This is a genomic window from Clostridium neonatale (assembly GCF_900465025.1).
Classification (GTDB): Bacteria; Bacillota; Clostridia; order Clostridiales; family Clostridiaceae; genus Clostridium; species Clostridium neonatale.
Window position 1 is genome coordinate 1,290,886 of sequence record NZ_UICR01000002.1, and the last position, 14,057, is coordinate 1,304,942.

Below are 14,057 nucleotides of genomic sequence, written 5' to 3' on the forward strand. Positions count from 1 at the left end.
CTATCCCTCCACTACATTAATGTTCTCAATTTTAGAGTCTTCTGTTCCAGTTAAAAAGCACCCTTTTTCTTTTGCATAACTTATATAATCTAAAATTTCCCGGGTAATTTTTTCACCTGGAGCAAGTATAGGAATTCCTGGCGGATAACACATCACAAACTCAGCACAAATCTTCCCATCACTTTCTTCCATTGGCATTGATCTTTTAGATGAATAAAATGCCTCTTGTGGAGTAAGTACAACTTCTGGATTTATATACTCATGATCAAACATTCCTGCTTTATCTTTTGAATGTAGTCTTTTTATTTCTGATAAAGCTGAAATTAATCTTTCTATTGTAAGCTCCCTATCTCCAACTGATATTATTGCTAATATATTAGCAATATCTCCAAATTCAATTTGTATTCCATATTCATCTCTTAATAAATCATAAACTTCTATACCTGCAAGTCCAGTATCTCTAGTGAATATAGATAACTTCGTTCTATCAAAATCAAAAACTTCATCTCCATCTATAAGCTCTTCTGAAAAAGCATAATAACCACCTATTTTATTAATTTCTTCCCTTGCATATTCAGCCATTTTCTTAACTTTACAAAATATTTCTTTACCATGTAAAACTAGATCTCTTCTTGCCAAATCTAATGAAGACATTAATAAATATGATCCACTTGTTGTCTGTGTTAAATTAATAATCTGCCTTACATACCCTTGGTTTAAATCGCAATTTAAAAGTAAGAATGAGCTTTGTGTTAATGAACCTCCAGTTTTATGCATGCTTACTGCTGCTAAATCAGCTCCAGCTTCTGTGGCAGAAATCGGCATATTATCTCCAAAATAGAAGTGTGTTCCATGAGCTTCATCAACTAAAACATACATACCATGTTCATGCGCTATTTTAGTTATTTCTTTTAAGTTTGAACATATTCCATAGTACGTCGGATTATTTACCAATACAGCTTTCGCATCTGGATTTTCAATAATAGCTCTTTTAACCTCTTCAACTGACATTCCGAGAGGTATTCCGAGTTTTTTATTTACTCCTGGATTTATATAAACTGGAATTGCTCCACTTATTATCAATGCATTAATGGCACTTCTATGTACATTACGTGGCATTATAATCTTTTCATCTTTTTTGCATACGCTCATAACCATTGCTTGTACAGCTGATGTTGTTCCATTAACCATAAAAAATGCATGCTTAGCATCAAATGCATCTGCTGCTAATTTTTCTGCTTCTTTTATAACTGATACAGGATGACAAAGATTGTCAAGTGGCTTCATTGAATTTACGTCAACAGAAAGACACTGTTCTCCCAAAAATTCCTTAAGCATAGGATTTCCACGACCTTGCTTATGTCCCGGAACATCAAAAGGAACTACCCTCGCCTTTTTATATCTCATTAAAGCTTCATAAATAGGTGCTTTTGAATGAATATCCTTATTTTTTAAATTCATAATGCTTGTCCCCCAAAAATCAATATATATTAGTTCCACTAAATATTTCTATCATCTCTTTACGTAGGTTATGTTCAATCTCAAGCCTTTCTTTAGGCTTTATCTCATAAACATCTCTATTAAAAAGATAATTTTGAAGTTCTATTTCTTTAATTAGCATTTTAGTGTGAAATATATTTGATTGATATACATTTATATCCAAGGCATCATACTTTTCTAAAGTTTTTTCATCAATATAATCTTGAATTGATGTTATCTTATGATCTATAAATAATTTTTTTCCATCTACATCTCGTGTAAATCCCCTAACGCGATAATCTATAGTTATAATATCAGAATCAAAACTTCCAATAAGATAATTTAATGCATTTAAAGGAGATACCTCTCCACATGTAGATACATCAATATCAACACGAAAAGTTGCAATAGAATTATCAGGATGATATTCCGGATAAGTATGAACAGTTACATGACTCTTATCTAGATGTCCCACAACACTATCTCTTGTTTTTAAAATATCTATCTCACCACGATTACAAGATGGATCTATCTCTTTCACCGCCAATGTTTCTTCTGAAATTAAAATTGTTACACTTGCTCCTTGAGGATCATAGTCTTGTTTAGAAATATTTAATATATGTGCACCAATTGTTTTGGTTACATCACATAATATTTTTGTAAGTCTTTCTGAATTGTACTGTTCGTCAATATATGCAATATAATCTTTTTGTTCTCGTTCACTTTTTGCATAACAAACATCATAAATATTAAAACTAAGAGTTTTAGTTAGATTATTAAAGCCGTATAACTTCAACTTATTTTCCAACCCTAACATCACAGCCTTTCTTAATAATAAAAATAATTGCTATTTAAATAATTTTTAAATTTTAATTTTTATATTCATATATATAGATACTATTAAAGCCTTTAATATTGCCATCTAGTACATAATAATATTTTTTAGGTTTTCTTAAAAAATATTATTTTTTTATATCTTTTCTTAGTAATACTTAACTATCAGTTTAGTTTTCCTTAATTTTATTAATAACATTTTACATTGTACTATATTTTTTCTTAAAATTCCACTAAAAAAATAAATATTTTATAAATTTTCAAAAAAAAATTAACTGCTATGGAAGTTTTAAAGTCTATTTAACTTCTATGACAGCTAATTTTTTGTTATTAAATCAAATTTTAAGAGTATGCATTACTGTTTCAATTTCATAGCTTTTTCTCTTACAAATTTATTATATTCTTCTATAGTGAATAATTCAGGTTCTCTCACTTCTTCTAACATATGAGAAGCCTCTGCATCTGAATTGCTAAAAGCTAATACTGATTTATAGGTTTCAATAGCTTTATTATAATCTCTGTGCTCTTCTCTAGGTACATAAGCTCCCATATGCCATCTTATCATCAAACATTCTTCTAATGATAATTTAACAAATTGTTGCAATAATATTACACTTTTTTCTCCATGTCCTAATGGAATTTTTTCATCTATTTCATAGGATGCATATCCTATCCATTTTCCTGTAACTTCATCTTTTTTCAATCTCATAGTCTTTTCGTAAATATTACATTTGCATAAATCGTGTAAATATCCTGTTAAATATATGGTATCATTGCTTAATCCTAATTTATATTGCTCATTTTTCTGTAACATTAACTCAACCACATTATGAGAATGTACTGCTAAGCCTCCATCAAAATTTGAATGAAATTTTGTTGATGCTGGTGCTGTAAAATAGTCTGTTCTTTCTAAAAGATAATTAATCAGCTCTTCAATACCATCTCTTTTTATACTTCTTAATCTATCTAAAATAGTATCTTGTAGCTTCCTCATATCTTCCTTTTCTTTTTCTTTTGTTAATCTTTTTAAGTCGCTTAAATCGCTCATTGCAAATCTCCAATCTTAAAACTTTATTTTAGATAATTAAATATTTAAATATATTATATAACTTTCTTCTTAAATCTTCACAATAAATATTTTAACATAAGAACTACATTTCTGTTAGATAATATACAATTATTAATTTTATTTATACCTATATATAAATAAAAAATGAGTAGATATAGTTTAATCTACTCATTGTATAAATATTATTCATTAATAATCGGAAGAGAACTTAAATTATTGTTTTCATTTTGATCTGGCAAACTTCTTAAATACTCCTCTCCATTTCTGCTACTTACAGATACTCCTGATAAAGCATTGTTTTTAGCCAATTCAACAGCATTCTCTTTTGATATTCTCTTTCCATTTGAAAGTTCATATCCTGTAACTGTACCATCCTTTTTTATTAATGCAGTTATTTCTTTTTTATCTGTGTGAGTTTTTAAATCATCGTTATTAAGATTTATAGTAGGATTACTATAGGTAACATCGCTATTAGCTGTAGAAATGTCAGTATTTGAAGTAAGAGGCAATCCACTTATGGCCATATTAGTATCATTTTCCATTAATAACACCACCTTATTCTTCTAACTTAATATCAACATTATCTTTCCCAATAGTAATACTTTAATACCGATATTTTTTTATAGTTCTATTTCATATTTTTTTAAATTTTCTTCAAGTGTATCAATATCTTTTAAATGTATACCATATAATCCGCTTTCCGTTGCTCCATCTACATTTATCTTTGTATCATCTATAAATATGCATTCTTTAGGATTCAAATTATATTTCTTTATTATTCTTTCATAAATCTCACATTCTGGCTTTAAAATTTTTTCTTCATATGAAACTACTCCTCCATCAAACTTCTTGAAAAAATCATATTTCTGAGTTACATATTTAAAAGCCAAATCGTGAAAATTTGACAAGTAATATATTTTATATTTTTTTTCTTTTAAGGCTTCTAAAATTCTAATATTTTTTTCTATTGGAGTTAGCATATCATACCAGTTTTCAAAGGCCATGTTTATATATTCCTTATAATCTATATTTCTATCAATTATATTAGCTTTTGCTTCTTCTTCAGTAATTGTTCCTCTATCTAGTGAAATCCATTCTTCACTTTGAAATATACCTTTATATATTATTTCAATCTTTTCTAGCGGTATTTTTGACCCCAAGTACTTTTTAGCTTCAAAATTTAGCAAAACATTTCCTAGATCAAATATAATATTTTTAATCATAATTATCATCCCCCAGAGCTTTTAAAGTATCTTTCCTAATTATGATTATACACTAAACAAGACTCAGTTCAACTTATCTTGATTTCTATAACTTCTATACAATTTTTTTATTTCCTTATCTTCATTATATATTGTAAATGGCCACATTCTAGTTTCTTTTTTACATTTAATCCACTCAATTTTTAAATATATTTGTATTACTTCATCTAATTCTTCTTGAATAAATTCTAATTCATTTTCATATCTTTGTAATATCTCATTACTATTAGTTTTAATATTTTTTATAGTATTTGTATCATATATTTCCTTAATCTCATGTTTTAATTGCAATATATCTAATTCATCTATATTTTGCTTTTTACCACCTAACTTTATCAGCTCTTTTAAAAAACATTTTTCATTTATAATTTCTAAAATAATATAAAACTTTTCTAAAATATTATTATCATCAACATTATCAAGCTCATCTTTATAATAGTTTAATAATAGATAATTATTTATTATTGATTTTATTTCTTCTATATTATTCATTACTTTTCTATCTAGTTTCTTAGAAAAATTTAAATGCATTTTTATTAGTGCGATACTCCTCTCTAATTCACACCTAAAGTTCATTTTATCTCTAATATCCCTACTTATTATGTATAAATTAGTTACATTACTGAGTTCTTTTAACTTTGATATATGATTTTTTAATTCATCAAGCCAAGTTACTCTATACTTTGTTATATTGTTTATATACATACTTTTCTTATTTTGAAATAAGTTCAAAATGCTTGTAAATAAGGTTATTATCATACCTAAAAATGTAACTATATCAATAGTTTGTATTTCTACTTTTCCTATTTTCATGACATTCTCCAAATTTAATAATAATTTTTATTATTTCTTAAATTCGTTTTTATTATACCCAATAGGTAATTTACAAAATTTTATAAAAAATTTATATATTTTTTTACAAAATATTCTCACATACTTTAATTCCATTTTATTACATTCTTATTTCATATCATTTACATTTTTCTATGACATTAATTAATTAAGATATATTTTTGATTTAATTGGTAATTTTATTGTAATTAAAGTTTAATAAATACTTTTCATATGCTATTTGTTTATGAAATTTTTACACAAATTGACAACATGGTATTAGTTTTATAAAATCTATTTAACCTTTAACTTTAAGTATTCTTAAATAATATAGAGAGGGGCTATCATTATGAATATGCCAAAAAAACGTACATCAAATAATAATTTAAAATTGAAATCAAAAATAAATTCATTAAAATCCAATAAGAATACTAAAAAAGATAAAATAAAAAAACGTAAAATATTTTCCATAAATAAAAATTCAATAAGCTTTAAAGTTCTTTTTAAAGTACTTCCTATTGTTTTAATTACTATAATCATATTAACAGTTTGCACATCTCTTCTCAGCCGAAAAGCCATTTATAATACCAGTAGTACATTGCTAGCTCAGATTAGCCAGCTTGCTTCTCAAGACATCAATAATATTATGGAAGAAAAAATAAAATCTGTAGAAAGCCTAGCACATAATCCACTAATTATGAATCCTTCTACTCCATTAAAAGAGAAATTAGATATTTTAAAAGGAGAAAAGGATTATCAGCAACATTGTGATATTGGATATGCATCTTTAGATGGAATTTTAACACTAAGTGATGGTTCTATACTAGATATAAGCAATTATGATTTTTTCACTGCTGCTAAAAATAAAAGTTCATTTATTTCAGAGCCATCTGTACTTCCAATAAAAGATTTTCCTTTAATTGCAATATCAGTTCCAGTTATGGATGGAAATAACATAGTAGGTATATTAGTAGCCTTCAGATATGGAAATGATTTATCAAACATAAGCAGAAAAATATCTTTTTTAAATTCTGGAGAATCTTTTGTAATCAATTCTTCTGGAAAATTAATTGCTCATAATGTTAATTACTATGTTAATAGTGGTGTGAATCTAAAAGAAATAGTAGATAGTGAGTCCAAACCTTCTATTGATACTCTTATATCTAATTTAGCTTCTAATAATTCAGGTTCTTTAGAAATAACCAAAAGCGGTAAATCAACTACTCTTTCTTATGCTAAAGTTCCTACTACAGGATGGTTCATTATTATAACTGTAGAAAATAATGATTTATTTGCAGCAATGAATCCTCTTACTTTAACTAACATAGTTATTGGTTCAATTGCTTTGATAATAATTTCTATAATTTTAATCATAAGTATATCTAAAGTTTCTAAAGAAATTCTTTATGTGGTTAAAATTATGAAAGAATTTTCTCTAGGTAAATTTACTTACAAAATAGATGAAAAACATTTAAAGGATAAATCTGAAACTGGTATGATGTGTAATTCACTTGCTTCTATCCAAAACTCATTTAGAAAAAGTATGACAGATATAAAAAACAATTCTTCAATATTAAATGAGCAGTCCACAAACCTATCATCTGTTTCTGAAGAATTATCTTCATTAATAGAAAATGTAACTAAAGCTATTGGAGATATATCTGAAGGTACTTTAAGTCAAACATCGAGTCTGACAGAAAGCACATCAAGATTAGAGAAATTTGGTGAAAAAATTTCCAATATGACTAATGATGTTAATGATGTTACCATAACATCTTCTAACATTGGTGATCATGCTAAAAAGAGTAATTCAGATCTAGAAGAATTGATGAATTCAATTAATATATTAAATACAAATTTTTCAGATTTTTCAAACTTATTAAATGTAATGTCACAAGATATTAGAAAAGTTAATGAAATGACAGACCTAATAAATGATATTGCTGAACAAACTAATCTTTTAGCTTTAAATGCTGCGATTGAAGCAGCACGAGCTGGGGAATCTGGAAATGGATTTGCAGTTGTTGCAGATGAAATACGAAAACTAGCTGAAATCAGTAAATCCTCAGCTCAAAAGATATATGATATTGTATCAAATGTATTAAAAAATGCAGATAATATTGTTGTTAGTACCTCAAATATAACAAATGATGTTAACACTCAAACTTTAGTCGTTAATAGTACCATAACAGCATTTAAGGATATTTCAAATTCAGTTGAAAATATGGTTCCTAAAATGTATTCAATTGCTAAAGATTTTGTACAACTAGATAAAGAAAAAGATTTACTTGTAAGTAGTATCTCTAATATTTCAGTAGCTTCAGAACAAATCTCTGCTACTACTGAAGAAATATACGCTTCTTCTCAAGAATTAAGCTCTGCAAGTAATCAAGTATCAAACTCTGCTCAAAAGGTTAATGGACTCTCTGATGATCTATATGATAGTTTTAAACAATTTGAACTTTAATTAAAAAGATACCTTTGCAAAACGAAATACCCCGTTAAGTAGACACAGTAAAAGTGCTATTCAAAATCTATTTAACAAAGCTCATTTCAAAATGCCAGGTGTCTTTTTAATATTATCTAATTGTAAAATTTACATTCAGTTTCTAACCTCCTTTCATTATAAATATTTTGAATTATAAATATTTATAAATTTATGTACCATTTTATAGAAATTGAAATAGACTATAGTAAAAGCACTATTGAAAGAATGGGGTGATTATATGAATCCTTTAATAAATATGCTACTTGGATCTCTTTTGGGTGGTATGGGCAACAATAACATGATGGGTGGAAATCCTCTTCTAAACATGCTTATGGGAAACATGGGTGGCGGCATGAATAATAATATGATGAACGGGAATCCGCTAATGAATATGTTCATGGGGAATCAGCCAAATAATCAAATGGGAAACATGAATAATGGTATGAACAATATGAATAATAGCATGAATAACATGAATAATGGTATGAATAATATTCCTAACAATAATATGGGAATGAATCCCCTTTTAAGTATGTTAATGGGCAATATGAATAGAGGCATGCCTAATAACAATACGAATAATAATATGATGAGCAATCAAAATATGATGAATAATCAAAACATGATGCGTAATAACATGATGAATAATCAAAATATGAATTCTCGTAGAGGAAGATAAATTATAATCTTTCATGTTAAAGCTGGTTTCTATTTTTTTAGGTACCAGCTTTAATATTTTGCTCAACATAATATTTATAGGTTTATTAGAAATCGCTTTCTATATTTTTATATATCTTTTTATGGTTATTTTAAGGATATAACCATCATTTTCTTATGATAGAATAAAAAATTATAAAATTTTATATTTATATCTTTACTTTTTAATAGAAAGCGGTTACTATTATATTATAAAATAAAGTAAACGTTCTAAAGGGGGAATTGTCAATGGAAAATCTTAATAACTTGAAAGATCAGTTTAAAAAAATTTTTACTAAGGATTGTGAAAGCATATTCTTCTCACCTGGAAGGGTAAATTTGATTGGAGAACATACAGACTATAATGGTGGAAATGTTTTTCCTTGTGCTCTTACTATAGGTACTTACGGACTTGTTTCAAAAAGAGATGATAAAAAATGCTTAGTTTCATCTTTAAACTTTCAAGATTTAGGAGTTATTGAATTTGACTTAGATAATCTTATTAATGATAAATCTCATGATTGGGCTAATTATCCAAAAGGCGTAATAAAAACTTTTAAAGATCATAACTTTGTTGCCTCTCACGGTTTTGAAATTCTATTTTTCGGTAATATTCCAAACGGATCTGGACTTTCTTCTTCCGCTTCTATTGAAGTTTTAATGGGAACAATATTAAATGAATCATTTAACTTTAATATAGATATGGTAGATGTAGTGAAAATGTGTCAAGAAGCTGAAAATAAATTCATAGGAGTCAATTGTGGAATAATGGATCAATTCTCAATCGGTATGGGAAAAAAAGACTGTGCTATTCTTCTTGATTGCAACACTTTAAATTATACTTACAGCAAATTAAATATGGATGGATATAAAATAGTAATTGGTAATACTAACAAAAAACGTGGACTAGCTGATTCTAAATATAATGAAAGACGCAGCGAATGTGAAACTGCATTAAAAGAAATCCAAAAATATAAAAATATAAATTCACTTGGTGAACTTACAGAATCTGATTTCGAAGAAGTTAAATGCCATATTTCTGATCCTATAAAAGCAAAAAGAGCTAAGCATGCTGTATATGAAAATGCAAGAACCTTAAATGCTGTAAAAGCTTTAGAAAATAATAATTTAGTCTTATTCGGGAAATTAATGAATGAGTCACATATTTCATTAAGAGATGATTATGAAGTAACAGGTATAGAATTAGATACTCTTGTATCCTTAGCCTGGGAATGTGATGGTGTTGTTGGTTCTCGTATGACTGGTGCTGGTTTTGGTGGATGTACTGTAAGTATAGTTAAAGAAGATTGTGTAGATAAATTTATCTCATCAATTACTCCTAAATATACTGAAAAAATTGGATATGAACCAAGCTTTTATATTGTTAGTATTTCTGATGGAACTAGAAAATTATCATAATCATATCTATATAATATAGCCCATAATACTTTTAAATATATAATTAAGGATGCCTCAAATTGTTAGTAATATTTCTTTTGAGGCATCCACTTAACTGGAGTATAATAATAAACGAAATATTATTATTAATTAAAATAAAGAAATTATATAAATAATTAATATGGAGGAATGTTAATATGTCAATTTTAGTTTGTGGTGGTGCTGGATATATTGGTTCGCACACAGTTTATAAGCTTATAGAACAAGGAAAAGATGTTGTTATTATAGATAATTTACAAAGTGGTCATATAGGTGCTGTCCATCCAAAAGCAAAATTTTATAAGGGTGACATAAGAGATGCATCAATATTAGATAAAATCTTTACTGAAAACAAAATAGAATCTATTGTTCACTTTGCTGCAAATTCATTGGTTGGAGAAAGCATGGAAAAGCCTTTGCTTTATTTCAACAATAATGTTTATGGAATGCAGATATTACTTGAAAGCATGGTAAAACATAATATTAAGAATATAGTATTCTCTTCCACTGCTGCTGTATATGGTGAACCAAAAAGAGTTCCAATTCTTGAAGACGATGAAACAAATCCTGCTAATACTTATGGTGAAACAAAGCTTACTATGGAAAAAATGATGAAATGGTGTAATAAAGCTTATGGCATTAACTATGTTGCCCTTAGATATTTCAATGTAGCTGGTTCTTTAGGTGATGGAAGCATCGGTGAAGATCATAATCCTGAAACTCATCTAATTCCACTTATACTTCAAGTTCCACTAAAAAAGCGTGAATTTATAAGTGTATATGGAACTGACTACCCTACTCCAGATGGTACGTGTATACGTGACTATATCCATGTACTTGACCTTGCTGACGCTCATATTAAAGCTGTTGAATACTTAGAAGCTGGAAATGAAAGCAATATTTTCAATTTAGGAAATGGTGTAGGATTCAGTGTTAAAGAAATGATCGAAGCCGCTAAAGAAGCTACAGGTAAAGAAATTAAAGTTGTTTTAGGAGATAGAAGAGCTGGAGACCCTGCTCAATTAATAGCCTCAAGCGAAAAGGCAAATAAAATATTAGGATGGACTCCTAAGTTCACAGATGTTAAAGATATTATTAAAGATGCATGGGCATTCCACACTGCTCATCCTAACGGTTTCGAAAACTAATTAATTGAAATAAATTCACAATTAACGGAAATATCCTTTTATAGACATTCATAATATCTTTTTTCCTCTAATTGTGAATTTTAAATTCAAAAATTAAGAAAGAGGTTTTATTATGATTAATCATGAAATAAACAGACTAATAAATTTTGGATTGCAACAAGGGCTTATTTCTGAAGAAGATAAAATTTATACTTCAAATATGCTTATAGGATTATTAAAATTAAATGAGTTTGAAATCGAAGAAATAAATGAAACTTTAGATACTGCTACACCTATTTTAGAAAATATATTAGATTATGCTGTAGCAGAAAATATGATTGAAAATACAGTAACTGAAAGAGATTTATTAGATACAAATATAATGAACTGCTTAATGCCTAGACCTTCAGAAGTTATAAGTAAATTCAATAATTTATATACAAAATCCCCAAAAGATGCTACTGACTATTTCTATAAATTAAGCATAGCTTCAAATTATATAAGAAAAGATAGAATAGATAAAAATATTATTTGGAAAGCTTCTACTGAATATGGAGATTTAGATATAACAATAAATCTTTCCAAACCAGAAAAAGATCCAAAAGAAATAGCAAAAGCTAAATTATTTAAATCAACATCATATCCAAAGTGCTTATTATGCAAGGAAAATGAAGGCTTTTATGGTAATATGAATCATCCTGCAAGACAAACACATAGAATAATTCCTTTAAATCTTGGGCATGAGGAATATTTCTTACAATATTCACCTTATACTTATTATAACGAACATTGTATTATTTTTAATGGTGAACACATTCCAATGAAAATAGATAGAAAGGCATTTACAAATCTACTTAATTTCGTAGATATATTACCTCATTATTTTGCAGGTTCTAATGCTGATCTGCCTATAGTTGGAGGCTCAATCCTTTCACATGATCACTATCAAGGTGGAAGATATACCTTTGCAATGGAACTAGCCCCTACAGAAAAAGAATATAAAATACCTGGATATGAAGACATAACTGTTGGAAGAGTAAAATGGCCAATGTCCGTTATTAGAATAAGTGGTAATAGCAAAGATAAGTTAATAAATTTAGCAGAACATATTTTATCTTCATGGAGAAAATATTCAGATGCTTCTGTTCATATACTGCATGAAACAAATGGCGAGCCTCACAACACAATAACGCCTATTGCAAGAAAAAGAGATGGTAGATATGAATTTGATTTAGTTCTAAGAAATAATAGAACTAGTAATGAATATCCTCTTGGAATATTCCATCCTCACAATGAAGTTCATCACATAAAAAAAGAAAACATAGGACTTATAGAAGTTATGGGACTTGCTGTTCTTCCTGCAAGATTAAAAGACGAACTTGGACTTTTAAAAGAATGTCTAATAAAAAAAGTAGAGGATATATCTGAAAATGAAGCTATAGCTAAACATAGCGATTGGTATAAATATCTTTTAAATAAATATAACCATATAGATGAAAATAATGCTTATGGTATACTTCAAAAGGAAGTTGGAATCAAATTCTCAGAAGTATTAAATCATGCTGGTGTATTTAAAAGGGATACTGTTGGAATGTCTGCATTTGATAAGTTCGTAAATTCAATATAAGTTTATGTAGACAATCAACTCATATAAGTATATTATAATTTATTAGAAAACATTTTATAGAAAAGCCCTAAATGGGCTTTTCTTATGCAATTCTCAACTTAATAGAGTAGGTGATATTTATGAAAGTAACTATACAAGATGTAGCAAAAAAAGCAAATGTTTCAGTTGCGACTGTCTCTAGAGTAATGAACGGAAACTATCCTGTAAAAGCTGAAACTCGTGAATCAGTTTTAAAAGCTGTAGATGAATTGAACTATATTCCAAATATGCAAGCACGTGAACTTACTCAAAAGAAATCAACTACTATTGGAGTTGTTGTTCCAAGTATTAATAATATGTTCTTTCCAGAGGTCATAAATGGTATAGAAAATCATTTAAAGAAAAACTCTTTATCAATAATACTTACATGCACTGATAACAATCCTGATGAAGAAAAATCATGTATAAATAATTTAATTTCTAGGAATGTATCTGGAATAATTGTTATAGGACCTACATCCAGTACGATTAAATCTAAGTTTTATAATAATATCTCTAATAAAATTCCTTTGGTCTTCATAAATTCAGAATCTATAGATTCAAATATATCATACGTTTCTAATGATGAAGCATTTGGAGCTGAGACAGCCTTAAATTATCTTATAGATAATAACCATAAAGATATATTATTTGTTCGAGGAAAAGATACATATTCTTATAATATAAAAGAAAAGGCATATAAAGATGTAATGTCTAAATTAAATAACTTTAAATCAGAAAATATTATTAACATAGGCAATGGAAATAGTAGCGAAACTGTGGATAATACAGTTGATATATTATTAAATATATTACCTACAACTTCTGCAACCGCTGTATTTGCATGTAATGACCTTATGGCTCTTGGTGTACTTAATGCCTGTAAAAAACTAGGTAAAAAAGTTCCAGATGACATCTCTATAATAGGATACGATAATATTCCTTTAAGTCAATTTATTGAGCCAAAACTAACTACAATGGATCAAAACATGTTCCTTCTTGGAAGTAACGCTGCCATTTTACTTCTTGAAAAAATTGAATGTGAAAATAAATATAGTAAAAGAATAATTTTAAATAATACTCTTGTAGAAAGAGAAACAGTAAAAAAATCTATTAATCTAAAATAAAAGGAGCGCTCGCATTAGCGGATTAAAATTCGTTAGCGATAGCTCCTTTTTCTACTTTATAT

General features: G+C 27.5%; 12 protein-coding genes. 6 read left to right on the plus strand and 6 right to left on the minus strand.

Going from position 1 to position 14,057, the window contains the following annotated elements:
- The 6 genes from CNEONATNEC86_RS17515 to CNEONATNEC86_RS17540 all read right to left on the minus strand — a co-directional run bounded on the left by CNEONATNEC86_RS17515 (nt 1) and on the right by CNEONATNEC86_RS17540 (nt 5,457).
- Nucleotides 1-1,461, minus strand: coding sequence for an aminotransferase class I/II-fold pyridoxal phosphate-dependent enzyme (locus tag CNEONATNEC86_RS17515; protein WP_159136489.1), 1,461 nt, complete (start codon nt 1,459-1,461; stop codon nt 1-3).
- 19 nt (nt 1,462-1,480) lie between these two features.
- Nucleotides 1,481-2,299, minus strand: a complete 819-nt coding sequence (gene speD, locus CNEONATNEC86_RS17520; RefSeq protein ID WP_172437824.1) for an adenosylmethionine decarboxylase — start codon at nt 2,297-2,299, stop codon at nt 1,481-1,483.
- Nucleotides 2,300-2,668: 369 nt separating this feature from the next.
- Entirely contained in the window at nt 2,669-3,361 is a 693-nt protein-coding gene (locus CNEONATNEC86_RS17525) for a hypothetical protein (RefSeq protein ID WP_125147486.1), read from the minus strand.
- A gap of 203 nt (nt 3,362-3,564) precedes the next feature.
- A complete protein-coding gene (locus CNEONATNEC86_RS17530; RefSeq protein WP_058296447.1) occupies nt 3,565-3,924 on the minus strand; it encodes a DUF3892 domain-containing protein in 360 nt (119 codons plus the stop codon).
- A 78-nt stretch (nt 3,925-4,002) separates the two neighbouring features.
- The gene (locus tag CNEONATNEC86_RS17535; RefSeq protein ID WP_125147487.1) at nt 4,003-4,605 is read right to left on the minus strand and encodes an HAD family hydrolase; all 603 of its coding nucleotides are present in this window, start codon (nt 4,603-4,605) and stop codon (nt 4,003-4,005) included.
- Nucleotides 4,606-4,668: 63 nt separating this feature from the next.
- Complete coding sequence (locus tag CNEONATNEC86_RS17540) at nt 4,669-5,457, minus strand: hypothetical protein (RefSeq protein WP_058296449.1); 789 nt, start codon at nt 5,455-5,457, stop codon at nt 4,669-4,671.
- Between the two features lie 367 nt (nt 5,458-5,824).
- On the opposite strand from CNEONATNEC86_RS17540, the gene CNEONATNEC86_RS17545 reads away from it, so the two are divergent.
- The 6 genes from CNEONATNEC86_RS17545 (at nt 5,825) to CNEONATNEC86_RS17570 (ending at nt 13,995) form a co-directional block, all read left to right on the plus strand.
- Nucleotides 5,825-7,942 carry a methyl-accepting chemotaxis protein gene (locus CNEONATNEC86_RS17545; protein ID WP_230132080.1) on the plus strand — a complete coding sequence of 706 codons (2,118 nt, stop codon included), beginning with the start codon at nt 5,825-5,827 and terminating at the stop codon, nt 7,940-7,942.
- 259 nt (nt 7,943-8,201) lie between these two features.
- Entirely contained in the window at nt 8,202-8,642 is a 441-nt protein-coding gene (locus CNEONATNEC86_RS17550; protein ID WP_058296450.1) for a hypothetical protein, read from the plus strand.
- 266 nt (nt 8,643-8,908) lie between these two features.
- A complete protein-coding gene (locus CNEONATNEC86_RS17555; RefSeq protein WP_058296451.1) occupies nt 8,909-10,078 on the plus strand; it encodes a galactokinase in 1,170 nt (389 codons plus the stop codon).
- A 176-nt stretch (nt 10,079-10,254) separates the two neighbouring features.
- Nucleotides 10,255-11,244, plus strand: a complete 990-nt coding sequence (gene galE / locus CNEONATNEC86_RS17560) for a UDP-glucose 4-epimerase GalE (protein WP_125147488.1) — start codon at nt 10,255-10,257, stop codon at nt 11,242-11,244.
- 112 nt (nt 11,245-11,356) lie between these two features.
- Nucleotides 11,357-12,850, plus strand: a complete 1,494-nt coding sequence (gene galT / locus CNEONATNEC86_RS17565) for a UDP-glucose--hexose-1-phosphate uridylyltransferase (protein ID WP_125147489.1) — start codon at nt 11,357-11,359, stop codon at nt 12,848-12,850.
- A 119-nt stretch (nt 12,851-12,969) separates the two neighbouring features.
- Nucleotides 12,970-13,995, plus strand: coding sequence for a LacI family DNA-binding transcriptional regulator (locus CNEONATNEC86_RS17570; protein WP_125147490.1), 1,026 nt, complete (start codon nt 12,970-12,972; stop codon nt 13,993-13,995).
- The last annotated feature ends 62 nt before the right edge of the window (nt 13,996-14,057 follow it).